Genomic DNA, 22,763 nt, shown 5'->3' on the forward strand with positions numbered 1-22,763 from the left:
CTACCAGGCGTAGTCCTCCGGTGCTGTGCGGTGGCCGGGGAAGATTTCGTCCAGCCGGTCCAGGGTCTTTTGGTCCAGGGGCACGTCCAGGGCCAGGAGCGCCTCATCCAGCTGTTCCTGGGTACGCGGTCCCACCAGCGGAGCCGTGACCGCAGGCTGATGCAGCAGCCAGGCCAGGGCCAGGACCCCCGGAGGGATCTCCAGTTCGGCGGCCAGATCCTCGTACTGCCGGATCTGCCCCCGGTGCTTCTCCAGCAGGTCACGTACCCTGCCCTCGGCCCGGCGCCCGCCGGCGTCGGCCTCCTTCTGCAGGATCCCGCCCAGCAGCCCCCCCTGCAGCGGTGACCAGGGCAGCAGGCCCAGCCCGTACTGGCGGGCGGCGGGAATAACTTCCAGCTCCACGGTCCGGTTGATCAGGTTGTAGATGCTTTGTTCACTGACCAGGCCGGCAAAGTTCCGCCGCCCGGCGTTCTCCTGTGCCCGGGCAATGTGCCAGCCGGCGAAATTGCTGCTGCCGTTGTAGATGATCTTGCCCTGGGTCACGGCCACTTCCATGGCCTGCCAGATCTCGTCCCAGGGAGTGTTTCGGTCGATGTGATGGAACTGGTAGAGGTCTATGTAGTCCGTCTGCAGACGCTTCAGGCTGGCGTCCAGGGCGCGGCGGATGTTCAGGGCGGACAGGAACGTGTCATTGGGGCGCTCGCTCATGGAGCCGTAGAGCTTGGTGGCAATAACGGTGTCCTCGCGGCGGCCGCCGCCCTTGGCGAACCAGCGGCCGACGATCTCCTCCGTCCAGCCCTTGCGCTCCCAGCCGTAGACGTTGGCGGTGTCGAAAAAATTGATGCCGGTGTCCCGGGCGGAATCCATGATGGCGTGCGCGTCCGCCTCGTCGGTTTTGGGGCCGAAGTTCATGGTGCCCAGGCAGAAGCGGGAAACGGACAGGCCGGAGCGGCCGAGATGGGTGTATTCCATCGGGCCATTGTGACCCGCACCGCAACCCCAGGCCAGACCGGTCACTGTGCTGGGGTAGCCTGAAAGCCAATTCCGAACGGCAGGGAGAAGCAAAGCACGTGGCTGAATCGTATTACCGCTCACTGGGCAACGGCGTCTATGAAGCAACCATCCACACCCAGGGTGCCTGGAACCCGCAGGAGCAGCACATGGCTCCCATTTCGGGTCTGCTGGCGCACTGCTTGGAGCAGTTCCAGCCGCGGCCGGACCTGCGGATGGCCCGCATCAGCTATGACATCCTGGGTTTGATTCCGCGTAGCACGTTCGAGGTGAAGACCTCGCTCCTGCGCCCCGGCCGCACCATCGAACTGCTGCAGGCCGAAATGGTCGCGGATGGCCGCACCGCGGTCCGGGCGACGGCATGGCGGCTGGCCCGGGGCACGACGTCGGAGGTGGCCGCGGTGGAGGACGGGACCATGCCCGGCCCCGCCGAGGCGGGCACCCGCGAGGGCCTGACCGCATGGCCGGGCGCCTTCATCGAATCGGTGGAGATGCGTGCCCTGCCCGGGCTCCGCCCCGGCCGCGGACGGGCCTGGCTGCGGACCCCGCACGAGATGGTGGAGGGTATGCCCACCTCCGACCTGGTCCGGCTGATCGGCATGGCGGACACCGCCAACGGCATTTCCACCCGTGTGCCGCCGGGCGGGGACAGTTACATGTTCCCCAACGTGGACCTGCAGCTGCACCTGCACCGCGACCCGGTGGGTGAATGGCTGGGCCTGGACACGCAGGTTACCTTCGGCACCGACGGCATCGGGCTGACCTCGGCCATCCTGCATGACGAGCACGGCCCGTTCGGCCGCAGCGAGCAGATCCTCACCGTCCGGCCGCTCGGCGGAGCCTAGACAGTGTCCGGCGCCCTGACGGTGGTCCGCCAGCAGAAATCGCTGGGCGCCGCCGCGGATTTGGACTTCGCGCTGGCGATGCTCGATGCCGCCCGCCGCGGGGCGCTGGAACCCACCCTGCGGATCTACCGGCCCCGCCCCACGGTGGCGCTGGGGCAGCGGGACGCGAAACTGCCCGGGTTCGCCGCCGCCCAGGCTGCCTGCCGGCGTCACGGCTTTGAGCCCCTGGTCCGCAAAGCCGGAGGGCGGGCCGCCGCCTACCACTCCGACTGTCTGGTCCTGGACCATGTGGAACCCGACGCCGACGCCCTCACCGGCTCGCGCGGCCGGTTTGCGGACTTCGGCGTCCTGCTGGCCGGGGCACTGGAGAAGGCCGGGCTGAAGACCGGCGTCGGCGAAATCCCCGGTGAGTATTGTCCGGGCGAGTTCACCGTGTACGGCGAGGGCCCGGCGGGGGAGCGTATTAAGCTCGCCGGCACCGCCCAGCGGGTGGTGGCCGGCGCCTGGCTGTTCTCCACGGTGCTGGTGGTAGGCAACGGGACCCCGCTGCGCAGGGTGCTGACCGACTGCTATGCCGAACTGGGACTGGGCTGGGATCCGCGGACCGCCGGCGCCGCCCGGGACCTGGTGCCCGGCCTGTCGGTGGCGGACGTGGAAGACGCGGTCCTGCAGGCCTACGGCGGGTACGCCCGCCTGGCGGGCGGGGATTTCGAGGCGCTGCGGCAGGTGATGTGACGCAACACCGGCCCGGCGGTGCTTCCCGCCTGGAAGTGCCCGGACTAGGGTAGGAAACTGACAGCAGGCTGATCAGTACACACGTCACAAAGGATTTCCATTGGGTTCAGACACCGTTGAAAACACAGCACTGCGGCTTCGGGCGGTCCTCGAGATCCTCGCTGCAGAGGACCCGTCCGGCAAGGTCAGCCGGGGAACGGTCATCTCCGCCGCCCTGCACCGCGTCCCGCTGACCGGGCGGGAAGCCGAAGAACTGGCCAGCGGCACCACCCGCGGGGAACGCGCCCTGGTCAACGCCACCACCAAGCTCGTCAAAGCCGGCTGGATCCTCAAGGAAGGCCGGTCCGGCTGGAGCATCACCAGCGGAGGACGCCAGGCGCTGGTGGACTTCCCCGAACCCACCCGGCTCGCCGCCGCCCTGCAGGGCAACGGCGCCGCCCCGTCGGCAGCGCGGAAGACCCCGCCCGCAGCGGAAGTGCTGGAGGACGTGGTGCGGGACGCAGTTTCCGTTCCCACCGTGCCCGCTGAGCCGAATGGTTCACATCAGGACAGCGGCAACGGCTACGAACCGTCCTTCCCGCAGCCCGAATCCGTTGCCCTTGCCGGCAGCTTCGGCAGCGCCCTGGGTATCAGCGACTGGGATCCGGCCGGAGCAACGTTCAGCTTTGACCGTCATGACGAACTGTGGAAGCTGACCCTGGACCTGCCTGCCGGCAGCTACGAGTACAAGGTGGCGTTGAACGGTTCCTGGGCGGAAAACTACGGATTCGGAGCACACCGCGACGGCGGGAACATCCAGATTGAGCATGCCGGCGGTCCGCTGAGCTTCCTCTACGACCACGCCACGCACACGGTTCTTACCAAGCCGGAGGTCGGCGCCTGACCGGCCCCGGACCTTCGATCGGATCCACCAGGATCCCGGCCGGTTCGCGCACCCACCAGACACCCTCGCTGCGGTGTTCCGCGGCAGTGGAGTAACGGTAGCGGTACATCTGCGCCCGGATCCAGCGGGGCGGTTCGCCGTTGAACGGGTCCCTGCGCAACAGGCGCAGGGTCCGTGCGTCCCCGGCGAGCAGCTTCCGGAGAAGTTCGGGAAACCAGGCGCCGTAGGAACCCAGGGCCAGGAACCACATCATCCAGTCCAGGCGCAGGTGATAGGGCGCGAACTGGCGGGGCAGCCGGTGCGGATCCCCGGGCTTGCCCCGGAATTCATACTCGCGCCAGCGGGCGCCGGGTCCCGGCGGGTCATTGGTGCCCTCAATGACCACCTCGTTGCGGTGCCGGGTGATGCTGCCGAAGGCACCATAGGCATTGGAAAGGTGCCAGCGGTTGAAACTGGCATTCATCAGCTGGTTGCGGCTGAAGAGATTCTTCAGCGGTGCCCAGGCCCAGTAGAGCACCGCTGCAGTGGCGGCGAGCACCACGACGACGAACACCGCCGGTGTGGCTGCGGGGTCCGGTGAACCGAACTGCGCCCACGGCAGCAGTGCCTGGACGGTGGAATCGCTGACCGCCGTACAGGCCAGCAGGATGGTCAGCACGTTCAGCCACGCGAAGTTGCCGGATGCCACCAGCCACAGCTGGGTGAGGATGATGACGGCAGCGGCAACCGAGGCCACCGGCTGCGGGAAGAACAGGAAGAAGGGCACCACCAGCTGGGCGAAGTGATTGCCGAGCACCTCGATCCGATGCAGGGGCCTGGGCAGGTGGTGGAAGAACCAGCTGGCCGGGTTCGGCATGGGCTGGGTCTCGTGGTGGTAGTACAGGGCGGTAAGGTCCCGCCAGACCCTATCGCCGCGCAGTTTGATCAGCCCGGCGCCGAATTCCAGCCGGAAGACGAGCCAGCGGAACAGCCAGAGCACCGTCACCGGTGCTGCGACGTCGTTTGACCCAAGGAACGCAGCCAGGAATCCCGCCTCCAGCAGCAGTGATTCCCAGCCGAAGCCGTAAAAGGTCTGGCCGATGTTCACAATGGACAGGTAGAGCCCCCAGATCAGCAGGAAAGCCGCCATCGGCAGCCACCACGGCCCGGACTGCGGCACTCCGGCCACCAGCAGGGCGGAGACCGCAGCCCCGGACCAGGCCACAGTGAGCAGGAGACGGTCCGAGTAGCGCCAATGGAAAAGTGTGGGAATACCGCGGCCCCTGATCCGGTCCAGGTACAGGGGAGCGGGCAGCAGGCCGCGTTCCCCCAGCAGGGCCGGAAACTGGAAGGCCGCGTTCAGGAACCCGATCAGGAAGACGGCGGCGATTCCGCGCTGCAGCACCTGCCGCGCGAATTCATCGCCCCCGGCGCTGAACCACTCCATGGCAGTCCAGCCTAGCTCCCGACGCAACGGAATACCCGAACCGGTTTCGGGAAACCCCTGCCGGACTGCGGAGGAAGTCCTAGGCTGGAACGGTGGCGGAACCGCGGACTGCAGGAGGTGCCGGCATGGGTGGTTCCCATGTTCTTGCCCTCGTCGTCGCCCATCCCGACGATGACGCGTACGGACTCGCTGGAACGGTGGCGCTGCATGAACGCGATCCGGGTTTCCGGTTTGTCCTCATCCACGCGACCGACGGCGGTGCAGGAGGAGTAGACCCTGCCTATCCTCCCCTGAATGAGCCGCTTGGCCAGGTCCGGCGCCGGGAAATGGAGGCCGCGTGGACCGCGCACGGCCGCCCTCCGGACCGCCACGAATGGCTGGATTACGACGACGGGACGCTCAGCGATGTCCCGCGCACCGAGCTGGTGGAACGCATCGGCGGGATCCTGGCGCAGGAACGGCCCGACGTCGTGGCTACCTTTGGTCCGGATGGGATCACCGGTCATCCCGATCACATTGCCGTCGGCGCTGCCACCGACGCAGCCTTCGAGCTGTTGCGTACCGACGGCGGACCGGGGCTGCGGCGGTTGCTGCACGGCGCCATGCGGCGCTCCACTTGGGAACGCTGGAACCGCGGCCGTATCCGGCACGGCCTGGAGCCCTGGAACGAGGCCCGCGTGTATGACCTGCGTCCGGTCCCGGACGAGCTGATCGGGATCGAGGTGGACGTCCGAAGCGTCGCGGGGCGGGTGGTGGCAGGGCTGATGGAACACCGCACCCAACGCTACGCAGTGTCCCCGGGCGTGCCTTCGGACGCGCAGGAGGACGCGGGGTGGACGCGGACGTCGGGGGCAGAGCCGCTGGTCATCGCATGGCCGCCGCGGCCACCGGGGGCGCCGGTGCTCGGTGATGTTTTCGAGGGGCTGGACTAGGCTGCGCCGAACTACATTACCCGCCGTCCACCCTCCCGCCTTTGCGTGCGAAGCCGGATACTGGCCGTGCACACCCGGATCCGCCGGCCAGCCGGCCCCGAAAACCCGAACAGGCAGGGAACATACATGAGGATTGTAGTGACCAGCATTTTTGTAGACGACCAGGACAGGGCACTGGATTTTTGCACCCGTGTGCTGGGCTTCGAACCGCGGCAGGACGTGCCGGCGGGCGGGGCGCGCTGGCTGACCGTGGGGGTGCCGGGGGAGGACGGCGGGGTGGAACTGCTGCTCGAGCCGGCCGGGCATCCCGCCGTCGCACCGTTCATGGAGGCCCTCGCAGCGGACGGGATCCCGTTCACGTCTTTCGCCGTGGACAGCGTGGAGGATGAATATCAGCGGCTGTCGGACCTGGGCGTGGCTTTCACGCAGCCGCCCACCCGGATGGGACCGGTGACGACGGCGGTTTTCTCCGACACCGTGGGCAACCTTATCCAGATTGCCGAAAGCAACGGCTGACCTTCCTCCGCGGCTGACAGGGGCCCTGCCGCTAAGGGTCCGCAGGGTGTGTCTGGAGGCAGGGAGACCCCCAGCAACTGTAGGGCTGTAGCGTTTTAGCTGCCCTCACCGGGCGCTATTGTGGGCGAGTCTTACTGGAATTCATGCGGCCGATATAGCGAGTTTAGGCGTTGGTGGGCGCTCTGGAACCGTAGCGGTGGTGGACCGGCTTACGGGCGGGGCACAGCCAGCTTTGTGGCGCCGCTTGCAAGCTACCAGGCACCAACCCCAGGAGCCATCCCCCTGTTCGCAGCAGCCGGGGTGGCCGAGGTCGTGGGTGAGGGTTGCCAACAATCAGGACAGCCGGCGGCCGGCCGCCAGGGCACAGCCGGCCGCCAGCACTCCGCGGCCTACAAGGCGATCTGCCGGGGCAGTGGCTCCGCTACATCCTCCGTCGGCATTAGCCCTATTACCTCTTTTACTTCCTTCCAAAGGGCACCACGGCAGGCAGTCGCCGCTCCTGTCCGTTGCACCTGGGGGGGGGGGGCGGCCGTCGCGCAATGCCTGCACCCCCCGCAAGGGTCTAGCTATCCGTCAACCGCAACGCACGGCGTATTTCACTGCTGTGTTCCCACGCACCAAAGACACTGTCCCGCTCGCCCTTATCCCGCCGCTCAGTGTCGAGATCGGTAATATCGCGAACCGCATCAGCAGCGGAACGCACGTATTTCGTCACGTCCTGATTCTGCCCATATTCCTCCAGGACGCGGGCTAGGCCGAATAGGATTTCGCTGGCGTTCTCGGCGCGCCTCAGATCGGCCGTTTCGATTTCCGCCAAAGGGTTTCGCTGCGGTTCGGGCTCTTGATTTTTTGAACTGAACATTTATGTTCCTGACGTTGATTATTCAATGTGCCGGCAATTGCTACGGGGCGATCTTACCGCAGAGTACTTGGACACCTGCAATTAAATGTCGTGGTACCACTGATTCCTTTTGTTGGAAACCCACCAAAGTACTTGTGGGAGCGCGGTCGTTCACTCCCGTTTTCAAGAGCTACCGATCATCAACTGGGCTGCAGCAGCTACTCCAGGGTGGAGTAGCCGACCTGAACGAATGTGAAGCATCTGAACATCCGCAATTGCTTTCTCGCTGAGCTGGAGTAAGTCAATCTCGCCGCTCTTCTCTCGGACTTGGCGGCAGACAGCTTAACGAGGCCCCGCGGTGTTCGCCGTTAAAGCGGACGCTCATGTGAGTATTGACAGAGTAGATGTTCGACAGTGAGTACGAAGGATCACGATGATTACTGAAGAGAAGTTAGCCGGATGGACGGGTCCTTCGAGCCCGACAGAGAAAGAGAAGCAGGAGCGCACTGAACGCATGATTCGCGAAGCCATCAACGAACACGATGGCTTTGACGGATATCGAAACGATTTTTCAATTTATGCGAAAGGATCGTATGCAAATAACACGAATGTGAAGTCGGACAGCGACGTCGATGTCGTCGTCGAGTGCAGAGATGTTTGCTACTGGCAGGAGCACGATCCTGCCAAGGGGGGTCACCCATCCGGGAATCCATATACCGGCCCCTGGAGCCCAGACAAGCTGAGGAAAGAGGTGGCTGCAGCTCTCGAAAAGAAGTTTCCGGGCTCCGTCACCGCAGGGTCAACTGCATTCGAGGTCGATGCGAGTTCAGCACGAGTCAACGCAGACGTGGTGCCGTCGTTCATGTACAAGCTTTATTTCTCAGACGGTACGTATCGCGAGGGCACAAGAGTGTTCAAGAAGGATGGAACATCCATCGTGAACTACCCAAAGCTCCAGCTTGAGGAAGGCAAAGCCAAGAACGTTCGCACCAACGGCTCGTACAAGAAAACCGTGCGTATCCTCAAGCGCCTCGAAAATGAGCTCGTCTCGAAGGGCCTGACCGAAGAGGTTCCGTCTTATCTGCTCGAGTGCCTCATCTATAACTGCCCCGAAGAGTACTTCAAGCGAGACACCTGGCGAGGTACCATGCGCGGATGCTTGGCAGAAATCTTCAACCACACGATCCGGGATGAGTCGGATGATAATCGCTGGCTGGAAGCAAACGGGTCGAAGTTCTTATTCCACGCTACCCAGAAGTGGACTCGCGCACAGATTCACAAGTTCTCGAGCGACGCTTGGGATTATATGGAGTTTAAATGATTAACGGCGCTCTTATCCGAGTAATCGCAGTCATTATTGCGGCAGTCTTTGTCATCGGATCATGGGTCACCACTGGTACACCGGAAACGAGTTTTTTAAGATTTTTCTCCATCGCTGTGCTTACATGCACGATTTTGCTTTTTGTCTGGGATAAATGGATTTGGAAGTGGAAACTCGTGCAGTGGATCCCTGGGGTAAGCCGCAACTTAAGCGGTACCTGGGCGGCCACTCTCGAGTCGTTTTGGACTGATCCCTCGACCGGTACGTCTTCACCGGCCAAGACCGTCTACGTAGTGATTCGGCAGACGAGCTCCACCGCCTCTGTCACGCTTATCTCGGATGAGTCCACCTCGAAATCGTCGGTTGCACGTGTGGCTGAAGAAGACGGCTCCTGGGTGCTGTACTACCTCTATACGAATAAGCCGCGCCTGGAGGTGCGAGGACGCAGCGCTATTCACCACGGGTCAGCCGTACTTTCTGCCACTGGCTCGCCTGCAAAACGCCTAGAGGGTGGCTACTGGAGCGACCGTGACTCGAAGGGTCAGCTGAAGCTGACGAAACGATCGAAGAAACTTGCCGAAGACTTCGAGGAAGCAGAAGAAGCTTTGAAGAAGCTGAACGAGGGCGTGTCCCCTGATGGTGTGCTGGACCATATCTGACTGTCACGTGATGCTGTTCTAACGGATACTCCGATTCAGCCCTTTGCTTCCCTAGTCATCTGGCCGGGCATTGACGCCTGTTTGAGGATCCCTAAAACATGAATCCTGAGGTGCGTCGTCCGACGCTGCTAGGCGTCGCGAGGAACTACCGACTTACGGGACGTCAAGCGGAGGAACTCTTGGGCCGCAGTGGTGGAACTAAAGGGAGGGGCAATATCCCTTTGGCTTAGCCGCTAAGCGCCGCCTGAATGCTGGACCTCGTTGAGTAGAGGGTGGGAATGACTGTCGAGAGGAGTAAAGCAAGCAGCCCAGCGCCGGCCACCGCGGCCCAGGGTGTCCAACTGATCACAAACTGTGTGCCCGGAACCATGCTGTTCATGGCGGCCCAGACAGTTGCCAGTGTAGGAATGAGGACAAGCAGACTGAGTATGGCCGCCGTGGCTGTGTAAATAACAGCCTCCAGCATGGCGGTGATCACGATCGTCGACGTGGTGCCTCCAGCAGCAAGGACCAGGGCATTCTCACGCTCCCGGGCCCGCCCGGACATGAACACGGTGACTGCTGCTGCCAAAGTGGCCAAGACCAGAGGGGCCCCGTAGATCAGGAGATTTCCTGCAGTGTCGACGGGAGGGCCTGGGGTCCCGGAGGTGAGGCTAAGTGCCTGCTGGAACATCGTAAAGACACTCATAAAGGAACATACAAGAATGAGGCCCAGGCTCAGTGGCACTACAGTGCTCGCGCTTTGCCCAACGCGGTGTCGACTGGCGTTGCGGGCCAGGAACCAGACTGACGAGAGTGCGGGCGGAAAAGCAGCTGTCCAGCTTTTCAGGACGAGCGGGACAACGGCGGGACCGGCGCAGGCGACGGCGCATCCGAACAGGAAAGGGATGAGGAAACCATTGGAACCAATCCCGGGCAACGGGATCGATTGGATCCCCATGCTCAGTCCCACTCCTGCAAAGACTAAAAGTGCGCACCATATCCAACGCACGGCGCTCACCACGCCGCGGAGAGTTTCAGGGGAACGCAACGCCACGATCGGCGGCGTTCTTCCCGCGGCCCGGGCTGGCCTGAGGCCCGCAGTAAGAGTCAGCAGAACTGAGAACGCGACGACGGTTGCCGCAGCGGCCGGCGATAGGGAGGAATCCAGGCCCGCCAGAGACGGCACCCGTGCGCCTAACCAATCGAACAGAGGGCTAACCAATGGCCACCCCGCAAGGACACCTGCGGTAGCTGCGAGAAGCGAAATTACGGCCAGCTGCCGCATCACAACACCGGTCACTCTTCGAGGCAGCACTCCCGCAAGCTGCCACAACGCATACGAGTGGCGTTGTTCGCTGACGGTGAGCTGGGCTACCGAGGTGATGACCACCGCCGTGGTTACTGTAGTCAGGGCTGCTGGTGTGGCTGCAAACCCTACGATTCCTTCAAAGTCCTTCGCACTAATCTGACCTGTTCCCCGCAGGGTCAGTCCTGTGGAGATGATCCCTGCGGACAGGGTCAGGAAGAGAGCCGCAGCGGAGATGATGATGAAAGCGCCAAGCCAGAGTCTGAGGTTATGCCGCAGTTCGGAAAGCACGAGATGAACCATGGTCACGGCCTAGGTTCTGTACTGCCGGACTCCAGCCTGGCCCGTTCCACGGATTCGAGTATTTCCCTGGGGGCCGGGTGATGGAGTTCTTCATGGATGATGCCGTCACGCAGCACCAGGACCCGGTCCGCACAAGCTGCCGCCTCCAGGTCATGCGTGACCAGAACAACTGAACGCTCACCGGCAGCGATGCCGCGTAGCAAATCCAGCACAGCGGCGCCGGTCTGAGAATCCAAAGCACCGGTAGGTTCGTCAGCAAAGACGATCCGGGGCGCCATGACTAATACACGGGCAATTGCGACTCTCTGTTGTTGCCCGCCGGAGAGTTGGGCCGGTGCATGTCTTCCCCGGTCGCTCAGGCCGACGGCTGCCAGGGCCCCGTCAACCCGTGAGAGTGCTTCTTTGTCTCCTGCCAGGCGCGCGGGCAGCGCCACGTTGTCGCGCGCACTCAGCGACGGGATCAAATTGTAGGTTTGAAATACGAAACCCACGGATCGCTGCCGCAGGGCAGCCAGCCGGCTATGTGACATTCCGTTGATCGGGCCGCCCAAGAGGTTCACGGTTCCGGACGTGCAGGTTTCCAACCCGGCTAAACAATACAGGAGGGTCGATTTCCCTGACCCGGAGGGCCCTACTATTGCAACGAGTTCACCTGGCCGTATCTGCAAACTAATTCCGCGAAGCACACGAGTTATGGGTGCGCTTCCTTGACCTTGGAAAGACTTGACGACGTCGAAGGCTTCCAGCAGTTGCTTCCCCATGCCGTTACCCTAGCGCCGATCAACCATAGATGAGCTTAATCGACGACAGTGCGGCGTATCCGACATACCCGGGCCAGTCCCGGGTAAGGAGCGCCGCGTTCCCGGGCTATCGCTGCGGTGTGCAGAGCCGGCCGCCGGCATGCTCCCAGCTGTCAGGGTACTGATGTTGCGCTGAGGGATCGGCTTGCGGAAGTCTTACGCTCTCAGCGCTGACCTCCTCTAGCTATTGTTGGCGCATGGAAATTATCCCGTATTCCGCCGAACACCGCGAGCCACTGCTGGCCCTCTCACTGCGGGCATGGGAACCAGTGTTCCCGTTACTCAAACCTGCTGTCTCTGCCTTCGTCTATGAGTCGTTCTACCCCGAAGGTTGGCGTAGCCGGCAAACTGACGATCTTAGAGCGACCCTCGACGGGGAGCCGGAGAATATCGACGTCGCTCTCATCGACAACTCACCTGCCGGGTGGGTCTGCACGCGGCTTCATTCCGTGGACAGCATGGGTGAGGTCTATGTTCTTGCTGTCGACCCCGCGCACCAAGGGAAAGGGCTCGGGCGGGCACTCATGCAACGTTCAATTATTCGAGCTCGATCGCGGGGTATGAGAATGCTGATGGTCGAAACAGGCGATGACCCGGGGCATGCGCCGGCCCGTCAGCTCTACGAGCGGTCTGGATTCGAGCGGTGGCCTGTTGCTCGCTACTTCAAGGAGATAAGCGGCGAAACGTAGTACACGAACTGCACTAGAGGACCGGCTTACGGGCCATCGAATCACCCGTCTAACCAGCTTTCTGCTCGGGTGTGATTGGAGGCAGATTGGAGATTTCTGCACATCGATCGACCAGAACCACGAGTCGCGGATGAGTGGCGAGGGCTCGCGCCAACTTATCGCTTGGCACTTGAAACTCTTTCAGTGCTACGAGGTACGTGACGAGGTGCACAGAATCGGCGATCACTGTCAGCTGGTAAGAATCGTTGATGTTGCGATGCTTTTTGGTTCCACCGTGGGCGACGTGATTCCGCGCCCAGACTGCCCAGTCGGCCCACCGGTCTACATCGAATTGAAGCTTGGCTTTCGCTTGATCTGGTAGTTGTTCGTATAACCTCAGCAGCCGGTTCCTCAAGGAAGTACCTTGACCGCCATCGAGGCACCATGTGTCGAATCCTTCTGCTGCTGCGAGGATCTGACCTACCCGCTCCTCAACCATTAGCGGTGAATGGCCAATGAGTCCCACGACTAGGTTCCAGGCATACACGGCCTGCTCCTTTGAGGCTAAGCGATCCCAAGTTTGTAGGAATGAGCTAAGCGGCACGTCATCGAAGGTGAAGACCGGACCTCCGGATTCAACGGTGGAATCTGGGTAGCTTCGGTGTCCTGTATGACAGAAGAGAGAAACGTTTTCGTTATCAAGCGACTGCGCACTCATCCACTCCAAACCGCTGGAGTCGAAAGTTGCAAGACTCATCAGGCCGAGTAGGGGTTTTGTCCTTCGTAGCAACTCCTGTGCGGAGGCGGTGGAACCATCAATTGGGGCCACCGCCGCCTGTGCAACAACGGAAAGCTCGATGCTCAGACCGCGCCGTCGCCTCTTTGTCATAAGTTCCAGCTTCAATGCAGGGTCGGCTTCCGTGGCCGGGCTGAGCCAGGGGCGCGTCGCATGGGTGTGGATTCCGTAAACGGTATCGACTGACTGCCCCTTCGCTTGACCGGCCCTAAATCCACCGATGACAGGCAGCATGTAGGGCAGGAGATAGGTGCCGTCCTCCTGCTTTTCACCTGCCTGTTCGACGCCTTCGATGGGGGCCCAATGCGGAGCACCAAATCGACCGTCAAGCGTGAGGTAGTAGAGGTCGTCGAGTGCGACCATGCACTTCCTTAGCACCTGTGTATCGGCCGAAGCGATGTGTGCCCCGATGCACAACCACGAGGCATGCCAAAACTCTTCCCTCACTTCGTGCTTCATCCCGGCTTTATAGCTGCCGCGCTCAGCACCCCAAAGACACACCTTCTTCCCGGAATCGAGCTCTCCGTAGATCGTGCTCGGTGTCATATCGCCAACGAACTGCTCGGCAGCCCAAAGCCCCTCTTTTACTGGGCTGTAGTCAGGTGGAGGGGAAAAACCACCAATGAGCTCAAGGTCTGCGCCATCCTCCTGATTCCAGGTCAGTATCCCCGGGACACGGTCAGCGGGAGTCCCCGGTAGAAAGAACCACCCCTTGAGGCGGTGGGTATCGCACATTCTCATGCATGCATCCTAATCAGGCATCGCCAACAGGCCCGGCGTTCTAGATAGGATTCCGTGAATTTGTACCGGTCGGCCTCAACCCCCGCTCCCTTCCGGCCTGCTTCCGTGGTTGCGTGAAGAAGTCTGCTCGTCCGGTCGCATAGGAGGATCCACTTTGGAACATGTGTCCTCGCACTGTGTCGAAGAACGCCTGTAGGCGTAGGGCATCATGGGCTAATGGATCCAATCAAGATTGCCCGCTCTTATGTCGAGGAAATGCATGCCGGAGCGGAAGCATCAATCCTGGGTGGCAGCGCAGCATTGGGCTGTTCGACTCCGACATCGGACCTTGACATAGCCATCCTCTATCGAACTGGTGGCGCGAACTACGCGGAGACCATCCGGTATCGGGGATGGATCGTAGAAGCTTTCATTCACACACCCGAGAGCCTGGCCTTCTGGTACGAGAAGGAAAGGTCAATACGCTGTGCCATCCTCGGAGACGTCTGTGCCCGGGGACTCTTACTGACCGACCACGGGCCCGGCATGCAATGGCAAGATGAGGCGCGCCTTTACATGCAGCAGGGCCCCATGCCGTTAACTGATGCCGAACGCGACCTCCGCAGGTACGACCTCAGCTGTTCAATGGATGACCTTCTGGGTTCCAGTTCTCCCGCCGAAACGTTCGCCATCGCCTCGAATGTGTTCCGCCAATCCGCCGAACTGCTGTTGCTCCGGCACCAAAAATGGTTGGGCAACGGCAAATGGATTGTTCGGCGCCTGGAACAGCTGCCCAACGATGAGACCGCATTGGAGCTCTTGGCCTGGGCAGCTTCGACGGACTATGACCCCCAGAAGCTGGCCGGGATTGCTAGAGCTGTACTGGAGCAAAATGGCGGCTACGCCATGGAGGGCTTCTTGCGGGGTACACGCTAAGGGATCGGTTAGCGTGCCTCCAGCTCGGGGCCAGTGGTGGTGGCGTCAGTGAGTTCGACAGTCTGGCCCATGGGGTCCTTGACCACATAGCTCCAGTAGCCGACCCAAAAGGGTTCAGATTGCAGAGCCTCCATTCCGGCGTCCTGCAGTCGCGCTACGGTGCTTGTGAATGCCTTAGTTGACAACGGAATGCTCCATGAAGCGCGGGCGCTACGTGGTCTGGGTTCGACGCTGAGCCCGAACGCCCATCCGGGCTGGAAGGTCCATTCGTCACTGATGGTTGCGGTTGAGTCGTAGCTAATGGAGAACTGGATTCCGCCGCCGATCCTGTAAGCGATGTGATCAGCTTCGTCCCAGATCTGCTCGAGGCCGATCAGGTCGGAGTAGAACTGGCGGGACGCCGCGATGTTGTTGCTGCCTGTGTAGAGGAAGAAGCTGCTGCTCGCCATTTAGGGAGTCTAAGTCTGCTAACCGCCCGCACGAGGATCCCTTAGCCGGTGCCACCGGCCGACGGACCTACCCAGGGCTGGCCACCACCCTAGGACTCGCGTGTCGCTATAGCTTGCTTCTATTGGTAGGACAGCCTTGAATCAAGTCATGTTCGTTCCCGATTCTCTGCACCCGGATAATAGCGAGGTGAGTGCCGCGATCGCGGCGGCAGCGCGCGATCAGAGCGGCACCTGTTGGTGGTGTGGAAGACCGGCAGACTCACGGGAGCACAAGTACAAGAAGACTGACCTCAAACGCATGGCACAGGGAGACGATCTGTTATGGGGAGGAGACAGCTCGGAGCTGCGCACTGTCCGTAGTCACCGGAAGTCCAAAGAAGTACTATTCGGTCTCGTTTTATGCAAACGATGTAATGACACGCGAAGCCAGCCGTTTGACCGCGCCTACGAGATCTATGCAGCCTATGTCAGCCAGAATCTTAATCGATTATGGCGTGCAGGCGGTACCCGCTTCGACCGAGTGTATGGGGAAGACTGGTCGAACCAAACGAAGAATCTCGCCCGGTACTTTGCAAAACACTTTGGCTGCTTAATAGCGGATTCTGGGTTCCCACCCCGGACACGCTCCGGAATTTCCTCTCAGGCGCCGACGATTGTCCAGATGTATCGATGTGCCTCGTCAAAGAAGAAGGGCTCTGGCTCCTGCACCGTGAGTTGAGGCGCGACAGCGACACTGATGGTGGTCTATGGATCTCACCAGGACAGGGGTGGATGACGGAGAATCGCCTCAGCGGATACAAGGTAAGGACGTCGATTGGATACGTAGGGGTCCTATTCGAATGGCAGGAGAATTGGGGCACTCAGGACTCCTTCTTCAAGCATCCTCACCCAGTGCTCAACCGAAGGAAAGCGCCGAAAGAGTTGCGCCGTTCACTTCAGCGAACGGTAAGGGGGTCGCGCGGGAGCGCAACTTAGGGAGGCTTGGAATGAAGACGTTCGTCCCCTCACGCGCCTGCACCGCCCTGGTCCGGTACGCCCTGATTGCGAAGAGCTGTCATCCACCCCAGATGGCATAAGACGATCCTTCGGTGGGACAGTGAGCCGCGACTATTCTGGCCACTTGGTTGATCAGCTGAAGTTAGGCTTCGGGTATGCCCGATACCGTCGAAGAGTCTATTCAAGCTGCGGAGTTGGCTATATTCCAGCGTAAATCGCTATCGCTGGCTGCAGCCGCGGCCGCAGGACTGTTGGGTAGATTCGAATCATTTTTACATGGTGGACTGCGGGCGAGCATGGCCACCGGGGACCAATATGGGTTCCTCAACACTGTCGAGGGTCTGGACGATCAGTCTGTTATGGCTCTGCCTGACGTCCTCGGACAGTTCCCGGGCCAGCATCAACCAACCCTCATCGCAACAACGCCATCGCTAAGCCTCACCGACCGACTGCTAAAGGACGGATACACGCCGGCACCTACCCGGCCGATTGCCTACCTATGCCCGAGCACAAACAACCGGTTGGACGGCACCGATAATGACGAGTGGCAAATCCACGAGGTCTCCACAAAGAAGGATACGAGCCTCTTTCTGGACCTTCTTGACGCCGGGTACGCCGCGTCAAGGGAGATCGGGGAGTTGATCCGGGCGGAGCACGCCCACCCGATGGTCCGTGGTTTCATCGCCTCCCGCAACGACCAGCCCCTCGCCGCAGCTGCCATGTCAGTACACCCCACGGGGGCGGTATTTGGCGGTGCTTCCACCCTTTCAGCTGCTCGAGGTACTGGGGCCCAAGCCGCCCTCCTGGCACACCGCCTTCGACAGGCAAGAGCTCTCGGTATCCCCTTGGCGACTGCTACCGCAGCTCCTGGAGCGCCAAGTATTCGAAACCTTGCCAGGCTGGGATTCACCATCGTTGAACGAACAGCCTGGCTGATACCGGAGCAGTAGCGCGGCTCAGAAGCGGAACAGGGAATTGATGTCCTGTTTGGCGTCGTCCACGTACACGTCGGTGCGTTCGTCGAAGAACGAGACCCGGTCCTTGAGCTGCGCCGAATCCGGTAACACGGTCTCATAGGACCAGGCGAGGTCGGTGCCCTTCGGCTGCCCGGCCACGGACCAGTAGGTCGCAGTTCCCTTGTAGGGACAGACCGACTGCTTGAGTGACGGTTGCAGGGCATCCCAGTCCACGTCGCTCCGTGGAAAGTAGGTGCGCACCGGCAGCATCGTTTCGTACACGAAGACCGGTTCGCGGGTTTCCGCCAGCAGCTGTCCGCCCAGGTGCACCCGCACGTTCCGCGAGGACTGCCGGGCGTCCACCCGGTGGAAGGGATCGCGGGGGTGGCCCTTGATTTCCTCGTCCTCTTCCAGCCAGCGGTCGAACGCGTCGAAGTCCAGCAGCACGTAGCCGGCAAGATCCAGGTCATCCGGACGGAAGCCTGCGCCCGGCAGGTCATGGGATCCGGCACGCAGATCCAACCTCTGGCCGGGGGCGGTGTGCGCGGCGAACGGGTAACGCGGATCCATTAACGCGTCCGGGGGCACCTGTGCCAGCGGGTCCTGCGCCGGGGGATCGGTGGCGACCAGCTCAGCGGCTATGTCCCGGGCCGGGACGGCATAGATGGGCGTAACGCGCCGCGGCTCGTACGCCAGTACCGCACTGGTGGAATCCACCACGGTGTTGTCGCCCAATTGTGCACGGATGCGCCGCGGCGTGGGCTCGAAACGCAGCTCGGGGAGGAAGTTCCAGAATGCGGGGCTGATCTGCAGTGCCATGTGCCCAGTCTCTTGCGGGGTGAAAGCGGATACAAGGGGTTGCGGATTTGATCAAGTCCCGGACACGGCCGGGACATGCCGAAGGCCCGTGCGGCGTGCACGGGCCTTCGGCATGCTTCCACTCCGGATCCGGTATTTACGGGTCCCGGTGCTGCTTCGGTGTGATGAGGCGTGCAGCAACTGCCCAGGCGGCAAGGATGATCAGAGCGGTAAGGAGCAGCTGTGCGAGGCTGACGGGGCCGCCCAGGATCACCGCATAAATGAAAACTGCGGCAAGGAACAATACCGGCGGGCCTATCCGATTAATCACTTTGCGATCCATCGCTTTGCCTCGATTCTGCTCGCGGGCCAGGTTGTTCAATTGCCCAAGCCTAACTCCGGGCGGTCAGCAGCGGTGCAACAGGCGCGACACCGGTCCTAGTGCCCCCGGTCGATCCACTCCTGCAGGTGCGGCCCCTCGGCGGCGATCGACGTCGCATCGCCGTGCCCGGTGAGCACTTTCGTTTCCGCCGGGAGCGTCAGCAGGCGCTCCCTGATGGATTCGATGATGGTGGGGAAGTCGCTGTAGGAGCGTCCGGTGGCGCCGGGTCCTCCGTTAAACAGCGTGTCGCCGCTGAACACCACCGGCTCCGGGACGTCCTCGCCGGCGGCCAGCGAGAAGCAGACCGATCCGGGGGAGTGCCCCGGGGTGTGCAGGGCGCGCAGGGTGTGCCCGGCGACCTCAAAGGTATCGCCGTCCTCAATCACGTCATCCGGGCCCTCGTCCGGGAACACCGCGTCCCAGAGCATCCGGTCCGCGGCATGCAGGAACACCGGGGCGCTGAAGCGGTCCCGGGCCCGTTCCACCGCGCGGATATGGTCATCGTGGCCGTGCGTGAGCAGGATGGCCATGACCTCACGGTCGCCAACGGCGTCGGCAATCGCGTCAATGTTGTGCGCGGGATCGATGACGATCACTTCGGCGTCGTCACCGACAATCCAGACGTTGTTATCCACGTCCCATGTCCCGCCGTCGAGCGAGAAGGTGCCGGAGGTGACTACGTTGTCGATGCGGAACATTAGAGTTCCACCACCGAACGCAGGACCTTGCCGTCGTGCATCTTGGCGAAGGCTTCCTCAATGTCGCCCAGGCCGATGCGCTCGGTGACGAAGGCATCCAGGTCCAGCCGGCCGAGCTTGTACTGCTCCACCAGCATGGGGAAGTCCCGGGACGGCAGGCAGTCGCCGTACCAGGAGGACTTCAGCGAGCCGCCGCGGCCGAAGACGTCCGCCAGTGGCAGTTCGATCTTCATGTCCGGGTTGGGTACGCCCACCAGCACCACGCGGCCGGCGAGGTCACGGGCGTAGAAGGCCTGCTTGTAGGTTTCCGGACGGCCGACAGCGTCAATGACGACGTCGGCGCCGAAACCGCCGGTGAGCGCGCGGATGGCTTCGACCGGGTCCTCTTCCTTGGAATTGATCCCGTGCGTGGCGCCCTGCGCCTTGGCCATCTCCACCTTGGCGGGGTCGATATCCACCGCGATGATGGTGGTGGCTCCGGCCAGCTTGGCGCCGGCGACGGCGGCAATGCCCACACCGCCGCAGCCGATGACGGCCACGGATTCACCGCGCTGCACCTGGCCGGTGTTGATGGCTGCGCCGATGCCGGCCATCACACCGCAGCCGAGCAGGCCCACGGCGGCGGGATCGACGTCGTCGTCCACCTTGGTGCACTGGCCGGCGGCCACGAGGGTCTTTTCAGCGAACGCGCCGATGCCCAGGGCCGGCGTCAGTTCGGTGCCGTCCTCCAGGGTCATCTTCTGGGTGGCGTTGGCGGTGTTGAAGCAGTACTGCGGCTCGCCCTTGCGGCAGGCGCGGCACTCGCCGCACACGGCGCGCCAGTTCAGCACCACGCGGTCCCCGGGGGCCACCTCGGTGACATCGGGGCCGACGGCGGAAACCACGCCGGTGGCCTCGTGGCCAAGCAGGAAGGGGTAGTCATCATTGATGGCGCCCTGCTTGTAGTGCAGATCGGTATGGCAGACACCGCAGGTGAGGATGTCCACGAGCGCTTCCCCGGGGCCGGGATCCGGCACCAGGATGGTCTCCAGCGAGACGGGGGCGTTCTTTTCCTTGACGACTACGGCCTGAACCTTATGGACCATGGGGTGCTGCCTCCTGCGATGTTCGGCGGGGCGCCGACGTCCGGCGTCCCGGTTTCCATCCTATGAAGCGATCCGGCCCGGAGCGAAGCCGGGAATTACGCTTCCGCTTCCGGCGCAACCGTGCAGGGACTGCCGCCGTCGACGGCACAGTCCTACGATGGAAGGCGGAAAAGGGTCTGCAGCGTGTACATGCCGCGGCTGATATTCCCGGAGTGCCACCTAGCCCTAGGACGGCCCATGAACGCCTCAGCATCCGGCAGCAGCATGCCTACAGCGTCCGGCAGCACCCGCCACTCTCCCGGAAGCAGGCCGCGCACCGGCTGGCGCATTTTCCTGCTGCCGGTGCTTCTGGTGCTGGCCTGGCTGGCGGTCGGCGGCGTCGGAGGCCCGTACTTCGGCAAGATCAGTGAAGTGGCGGATAACAACCAGACCTCCTACCTGCCGGCCAGCTCCGAATCCACGCAGGTGGCGGAGCTGCAGGAGAAGTTCACGGACAGCAACGCCATCCCCGCCGTGGTGGTGTACGTCAACGACGGCGGCCTGAACGAAGCGGACCGGACGTTCGTCACCGGCCGGGCATCCGCCCTGGCGGAGGTTGACGGCGTCGCAGGCCAGGTCTCCCCGCCGCAGTTCTCTGAGGACGGCAAGGCAGCAGAACTCTTTGTGCCCGTGGAGGACAACGACGGCGCTGCGGCCACCGTGGAGAACCTGAACAGTGTGGTGAAGGACGGCATTCCGCCCGGCCTGGACGGCTACGTGACCGGGCCGGCCGGGCAGCTGGCGGACATCACCGAAGCCTTCGGCGGCATCGACACCTCACTGGTGCTGGTGGCAGCGCTGGCGGTGCTGGTGATCCTGGTGGTGGTCTACCGTTCCCCGCTGCTGCCGTTCCTGGTCCTGCTGACCTCGATCCTGGCCCTCTCGGCAGCCATCCTGGTGGTGTTTTACCTGGCCAAGGCCGGGGCGCTGACCCTGAACGGGCAGGTACAGGGGATTCTGTTCATCCTGGGCATCGGCGCCGCAACGGACTATTCACTGCTTTATGTCTCCCGGTACCGGGAATCCCTGCGCGACCATGAGGGGCGCTGGGATGCTACCAAGGCGGCCCTGAAGGGAACCTTCGAGCCGGTACTCGCCTCCGCCGCCACCGTAGTGGCCGGCCTGCTGTGCCTGCTGCTCAGCGACCTCAACTCCAACAAGGCGCTCGGACCGGTAGCTGCCATCGGCATCGGCTTCGCGTTCCTGGCCGCCATGACGCTGCTGCCGGCACTGCTGATGCTGACCGGCCGGGCGGCGTTCTGGCCGCGGCGGCCGGCGTTCGGTTCGGAACACCCGGACCGGGACGGCAACTCGGCCAAGGGGTTCTGGCCACGGGTGGCCCGCACGGTCAAGGGCCATCCGCGCCGGGTCTGGGTGGTGCCTACCCTGGTGCTGCTGATTGCGGCGGGCGGCCTGCTGCAGCTGCGTGCCTCCGGGGTGCCGCAGAGCGACTTTGTGCTGGGCGAGACCGCGGCCAAGGAAGGCCAGCAGGTCCTGGGTGAGCACTTCCCTTCCGGCTCCGGCAGCCCCGCGCTGATTGTCGCCCCGGAAGGTGAACTGGACGCTGTTGCCCGGACCGTCCTGTCGGTGCCCGGCGTCGATGCACTGGCGGTGAACGCCACGGGTACTCCGGCCGGAACGCTGCCGGTGACGGCCGACGGCGTGCAGGCCTCGCCCGTGCCCGGTACCTCAGGCGCGCCGAAGGTGGTGGAGGGGAAGGTCCTGCTGGAGGCGACACTGACCGAATCGGCGGAATCGGACTCCGCCGAGCAGACGGTGACCGAGATGCGGGACAAAACGGCCGGCATCGGGGATGTGCTGATCGGCGGGGTCACGGCGACCACTATCGATACCAATGCCGCGGCCGCCCATGACCGGAACCTGATCATCCCGGTGGTCCTGGTGGTGATCCTGTTCCTGCTGATGCTGCTGCTGCGGTCGCTGCTGGCACCGTTCCTGCTGATCCTGACGGTGCTGCTGTCCTTCGGGGCGACCATGGGTGTTTCCGCCGTGGTGTTCAACCACGTCTTCCACTTCCCGGGGGCGGATCCGGCGGTGCCCCTGTACGGGTTCATCTTCCTGGTGGCCCTGGGCGTTGACTACAACATCTTCCTGATGACCCGGGTGCGGGAGGAAAGCATTGGCCACGGCACCCGGGAAGGGGTGATCCGCGGGCTGATGATCACCGGCAGCGTGATTACCAGCGCCGGTATTGTGCTGGCGGCAACCTTCGCGGCGCTGGGCGTGATCCCGGTACTGTTCCTGGCGCAGCTGGCGTTTATCGTCGCCTTTGGCGTGCTGCTGGACACCCTGGTGGTGCGCTCGCTGCTGGTGCCGGCCCTGTCCTATGACATCGGGCAGCGGATCTGGTGGACCTCGCGGCTGGCCCGGCGCGGGACCGGGCCAAACGCGGCGGCGGAGCGCTAGAGGCCCAGGCGGGACTTGACCTCGGAGGCGGAGGGGTTGGTGGCGGAGGAGCCGTCCGGGAAGATGACGGTCGGGACCGTCTGGTTGCCGCCGTTCAGTGCTTCGACCAGATCTGCGGTTCCCTCGACGTCCTCGATGTTCACCTCTGTGTAGCCGATGCCCTGGCTGTCCAGCTGGGACTTCAGGCGGCGGCAGTATCCGCACCAGGAGGTGGAGAACATGGTGATGGTTCCGGCGGCGGGGGTGAAGGCTT

At 63.0% G+C, this 22,763-nt stretch carries 23 protein-coding genes; 11 read left to right on the forward strand and 12 right to left on the reverse strand.

The features are described 5' to 3' along the window. The gene (locus AC5RVB_RS09090; protein WP_494142529.1) at positions 1-972 is read right to left on the reverse strand and encodes an aldo/keto reductase; all 972 of its coding nucleotides are present in this window, start codon (positions 970-972) and stop codon (positions 1-3) included. Positions 973-1,070: 98 nt separating this feature from the next. Here AC5RVB_RS09090 and AC5RVB_RS09095 point away from each other — a divergent pair, with 98 nt between their 5' ends. The 3 genes from AC5RVB_RS09095 (at position 1,071) to AC5RVB_RS09105 (ending at position 3,474) form a co-directional block, all read left to right on the forward strand. After that, positions 1,071-1,856, forward strand: coding sequence for a thioesterase family protein (locus tag AC5RVB_RS09095; protein ID WP_227927704.1), 786 nt, complete (start codon positions 1,071-1,073; stop codon positions 1,854-1,856). Between the two features lie 3 nt (positions 1,857-1,859). Beyond that, entirely contained in the window at positions 1,860-2,591 is a 732-nt protein-coding gene (locus tag AC5RVB_RS09100) for a lipoate--protein ligase family protein (RefSeq protein WP_290244961.1), read from the forward strand. A gap of 100 nt (positions 2,592-2,691) precedes the next feature. Beyond that, entirely contained in the window at positions 2,692-3,474 is a 783-nt protein-coding gene (locus tag AC5RVB_RS09105; RefSeq protein ID WP_494142530.1) for a pullulanase X25 domain-containing protein, read from the forward strand. Here AC5RVB_RS09105 and AC5RVB_RS09110 read toward each other — a convergent pair. Next, positions 3,449-4,900, reverse strand: coding sequence for a lipase maturation factor family protein (locus tag AC5RVB_RS09110; RefSeq protein ID WP_494142531.1), 1,452 nt, complete (start codon positions 4,898-4,900; stop codon positions 3,449-3,451). The genes AC5RVB_RS09105 and AC5RVB_RS09110 overlap by 26 nt on opposite strands. Before the next feature lie 125 nt (positions 4,901-5,025). Here AC5RVB_RS09110 and AC5RVB_RS09115 point away from each other — a divergent pair, with 125 nt between their 5' ends. Both AC5RVB_RS09115 and AC5RVB_RS09120 read left to right on the forward strand, forming a co-directional pair. Then, positions 5,026-5,832, forward strand: coding sequence for a PIG-L deacetylase family protein (locus AC5RVB_RS09115; RefSeq protein WP_494142532.1), 807 nt, complete (start codon positions 5,026-5,028; stop codon positions 5,830-5,832). Positions 5,833-5,970: 138 nt separating this feature from the next. After that, complete coding sequence (locus AC5RVB_RS09120) at positions 5,971-6,348, forward strand: VOC family protein (protein ID WP_494142533.1); 378 nt, start codon at positions 5,971-5,973, stop codon at positions 6,346-6,348. A 562-nt stretch (positions 6,349-6,910) separates the two neighbouring features. On the opposite strand, the gene AC5RVB_RS09125 is transcribed toward AC5RVB_RS09120, so the two are convergent. Continuing rightward, positions 6,911-7,210: a hypothetical protein gene (locus tag AC5RVB_RS09125; RefSeq protein WP_494142534.1), complete on the reverse strand. Its 300-nt coding sequence runs from the start codon at positions 7,208-7,210 to the stop codon at positions 6,911-6,913. 412 nt (positions 7,211-7,622) lie between these two features. Between AC5RVB_RS09125 and AC5RVB_RS09130 the strand changes: the two genes are divergently transcribed. Further along, a complete protein-coding gene (locus AC5RVB_RS09130; RefSeq protein WP_494142535.1) occupies positions 7,623-8,510 on the forward strand; it encodes a nucleotidyltransferase domain-containing protein in 888 nt (295 codons plus the stop codon). Continuing rightward, on the forward strand, positions 8,507-9,169 hold the full coding sequence (locus tag AC5RVB_RS09135) for a Cap15 family cyclic dinucleotide receptor domain-containing protein (RefSeq protein ID WP_494142536.1): 663 nt from the start codon (positions 8,507-8,509) through the stop codon (positions 9,167-9,169). Before AC5RVB_RS09130 ends, AC5RVB_RS09135 begins: the two co-directional genes overlap by 4 nt. Before the next feature lie 226 nt (positions 9,170-9,395). On the opposite strand, the gene AC5RVB_RS09140 is transcribed toward AC5RVB_RS09135, so the two are convergent. Then, a complete protein-coding gene (locus tag AC5RVB_RS09140; RefSeq protein ID WP_494142560.1) occupies positions 9,396-10,760 on the reverse strand; it encodes an FtsX-like permease family protein in 1,365 nt (454 codons plus the stop codon). Between the two features lie 2 nt (positions 10,761-10,762). Beyond that, positions 10,763-11,521, reverse strand: a complete 759-nt coding sequence (locus AC5RVB_RS09145) for an ABC transporter ATP-binding protein (protein WP_494142537.1) — start codon at positions 11,519-11,521, stop codon at positions 10,763-10,765. Between the two features lie 236 nt (positions 11,522-11,757). On the opposite strand from AC5RVB_RS09145, the gene AC5RVB_RS09150 reads away from it, so the two are divergent. Next, positions 11,758-12,249, forward strand: a complete 492-nt coding sequence (locus AC5RVB_RS09150; RefSeq protein WP_494142538.1) for a GNAT family N-acetyltransferase — start codon at positions 11,758-11,760, stop codon at positions 12,247-12,249. Between the two features lie 49 nt (positions 12,250-12,298). Here AC5RVB_RS09150 and AC5RVB_RS09155 read toward each other — a convergent pair whose 3' ends face one another. Beyond that, a complete protein-coding gene (locus AC5RVB_RS09155) occupies positions 12,299-13,765 on the reverse strand; it encodes an ApeA N-terminal domain 1-containing protein (RefSeq protein WP_494142539.1) in 1,467 nt (488 codons plus the stop codon). Between the two features lie 216 nt (positions 13,766-13,981). On the opposite strand from AC5RVB_RS09155, the gene AC5RVB_RS09160 reads away from it, so the two are divergent. Further along, positions 13,982-14,680, forward strand: coding sequence for a nucleotidyltransferase domain-containing protein (locus tag AC5RVB_RS09160; protein ID WP_494142540.1), 699 nt, complete (start codon positions 13,982-13,984; stop codon positions 14,678-14,680). Positions 14,681-14,688: 8 nt separating this feature from the next. Here the strand turns inward: AC5RVB_RS09160 and AC5RVB_RS09165 are convergent, their stop codons facing one another. Further along, on the reverse strand, positions 14,689-15,129 hold the full coding sequence (locus tag AC5RVB_RS09165; RefSeq protein WP_494142541.1) for a VOC family protein: 441 nt from the start codon (positions 15,127-15,129) through the stop codon (positions 14,689-14,691). Between the two features lie 1,151 nt (positions 15,130-16,280). On the opposite strand from AC5RVB_RS09165, the gene AC5RVB_RS09170 reads away from it, so the two are divergent. Beyond that, positions 16,281-17,075: a GNAT family N-acetyltransferase gene (locus AC5RVB_RS09170; RefSeq protein WP_494142542.1), complete on the forward strand. Its 795-nt coding sequence runs from the start codon at positions 16,281-16,283 to the stop codon at positions 17,073-17,075. Between the two features lie 6 nt (positions 17,076-17,081). On the opposite strand, the gene AC5RVB_RS09175 is transcribed toward AC5RVB_RS09170, so the two are convergent. The 4 genes from AC5RVB_RS09175 to AC5RVB_RS09190 form a co-directional block, all read right to left on the reverse strand. Beyond that, a complete protein-coding gene (locus AC5RVB_RS09175; protein WP_494142543.1) occupies positions 17,082-17,900 on the reverse strand; it encodes a DUF427 domain-containing protein in 819 nt (272 codons plus the stop codon). Positions 17,901-18,036: 136 nt separating this feature from the next. After that, complete coding sequence (locus tag AC5RVB_RS09180; RefSeq protein ID WP_290244966.1) at positions 18,037-18,210, reverse strand: hypothetical protein; 174 nt, start codon at positions 18,208-18,210, stop codon at positions 18,037-18,039. A gap of 107 nt (positions 18,211-18,317) precedes the next feature. Beyond that, positions 18,318-18,959, reverse strand: a complete 642-nt coding sequence (locus AC5RVB_RS09185; RefSeq protein WP_494142544.1) for an MBL fold metallo-hydrolase — start codon at positions 18,957-18,959, stop codon at positions 18,318-18,320. Further along, the gene (locus AC5RVB_RS09190; RefSeq protein ID WP_290244968.1) at positions 18,959-20,044 is read right to left on the reverse strand and encodes an S-(hydroxymethyl)mycothiol dehydrogenase; all 1,086 of its coding nucleotides are present in this window, start codon (positions 20,042-20,044) and stop codon (positions 18,959-18,961) included. Before AC5RVB_RS09190 ends, AC5RVB_RS09185 begins: the two co-directional genes overlap by 1 nt. A gap of 237 nt (positions 20,045-20,281) precedes the next feature. Between AC5RVB_RS09190 and AC5RVB_RS09195 the strand changes: the two genes are divergently transcribed. Continuing rightward, positions 20,282-22,510 (forward strand): MMPL family transporter, encoded by a 2,229-nt coding sequence (locus AC5RVB_RS09195; RefSeq protein WP_494142545.1) that lies wholly within the window; start codon positions 20,282-20,284, stop codon positions 22,508-22,510. Here the strand turns inward: AC5RVB_RS09195 and AC5RVB_RS09200 are convergent. After that, on the reverse strand, positions 22,507-22,731 hold the full coding sequence (locus AC5RVB_RS09200) for a mycoredoxin (protein ID WP_146361879.1): 225 nt from the start codon (positions 22,729-22,731) through the stop codon (positions 22,507-22,509). The two genes, AC5RVB_RS09195 and AC5RVB_RS09200, sit on opposite strands and share 4 nt — an antisense overlap. Positions 22,732-22,763 lie beyond the last annotated feature (32 nt).

It is taken from the genome of Arthrobacter sp. Y3225209 (assembly GCF_059090685.1).

Excerpts from the sequence above, each read along its gene's own strand:
- AC5RVB_RS09090 (WP_494142529.1), bottom strand. The coding sequence starts at position 972 with ATGGAATACACCCATCTCGGCCGCTCCGGCCTGTCCGTTTCCCGCTTC.
- AC5RVB_RS09110 (WP_494142531.1), bottom strand. The coding sequence starts at position 4,900 with ATGGAGTGGTTCAGCGCCGGGGGCGATGAATTCGCGCGGCAGGTGCTG.
- AC5RVB_RS09115 (WP_494142532.1), top strand. The coding sequence starts at position 5,026 with ATGGGTGGTTCCCATGTTCTTGCCCTCGTCGTCGCCCATCCCGACGAT.
- AC5RVB_RS09125 (WP_494142534.1), bottom strand. The coding sequence starts at position 7,210 with ATGTTCAGTTCAAAAAATCAAGAGCCCGAACCGCAGCGAAACCCTTTG.
- AC5RVB_RS09130 (WP_494142535.1), top strand. The coding sequence starts at position 7,623 with ATGATTACTGAAGAGAAGTTAGCCGGATGGACGGGTCCTTCGAGCCCG.
- AC5RVB_RS09135 (WP_494142536.1), top strand. The coding sequence starts at position 8,507 with ATGATTAACGGCGCTCTTATCCGAGTAATCGCAGTCATTATTGCGGCA.
- AC5RVB_RS09140 (WP_494142560.1), bottom strand. The coding sequence starts at position 10,760 with ATGGTTCATCTCGTGCTTTCCGAACTGCGGCATAACCTCAGACTCTGG.
- AC5RVB_RS09145 (WP_494142537.1), bottom strand. The coding sequence starts at position 11,521 with ATGGGGAAGCAACTGCTGGAAGCCTTCGACGTCGTCAAGTCTTTCCAA.
- AC5RVB_RS09150 (WP_494142538.1), top strand. The coding sequence starts at position 11,758 with ATGGAAATTATCCCGTATTCCGCCGAACACCGCGAGCCACTGCTGGCC.
- AC5RVB_RS09155 (WP_494142539.1), bottom strand. The coding sequence starts at position 13,765 with ATGAGAATGTGCGATACCCACCGCCTCAAGGGGTGGTTCTTTCTACCG.
- AC5RVB_RS09160 (WP_494142540.1), top strand. The coding sequence starts at position 13,982 with ATGGATCCAATCAAGATTGCCCGCTCTTATGTCGAGGAAATGCATGCC.
- AC5RVB_RS09165 (WP_494142541.1), bottom strand. The coding sequence starts at position 15,129 with ATGGCGAGCAGCAGCTTCTTCCTCTACACAGGCAGCAACAACATCGCG.
- AC5RVB_RS09170 (WP_494142542.1), top strand. The coding sequence starts at position 16,281 with ATGCCCGATACCGTCGAAGAGTCTATTCAAGCTGCGGAGTTGGCTATA.
- AC5RVB_RS09175 (WP_494142543.1), bottom strand. The coding sequence starts at position 17,900 with ATGGCACTGCAGATCAGCCCCGCATTCTGGAACTTCCTCCCCGAGCTG.
- AC5RVB_RS09185 (WP_494142544.1), bottom strand. The coding sequence starts at position 18,959 with ATGTTCCGCATCGACAACGTAGTCACCTCCGGCACCTTCTCGCTCGAC.
- AC5RVB_RS09190 (WP_290244968.1), bottom strand. The coding sequence starts at position 20,044 with ATGGTCCATAAGGTTCAGGCCGTAGTCGTCAAGGAAAAGAACGCCCCC.
- AC5RVB_RS09195 (WP_494142545.1), top strand. The coding sequence starts at position 20,282 with ATGAACGCCTCAGCATCCGGCAGCAGCATGCCTACAGCGTCCGGCAGC.
- AC5RVB_RS09200 (WP_146361879.1), bottom strand. The coding sequence starts at position 22,731 with ATGTTCTCCACCTCCTGGTGCGGATACTGCCGCCGCCTGAAGTCCCAG.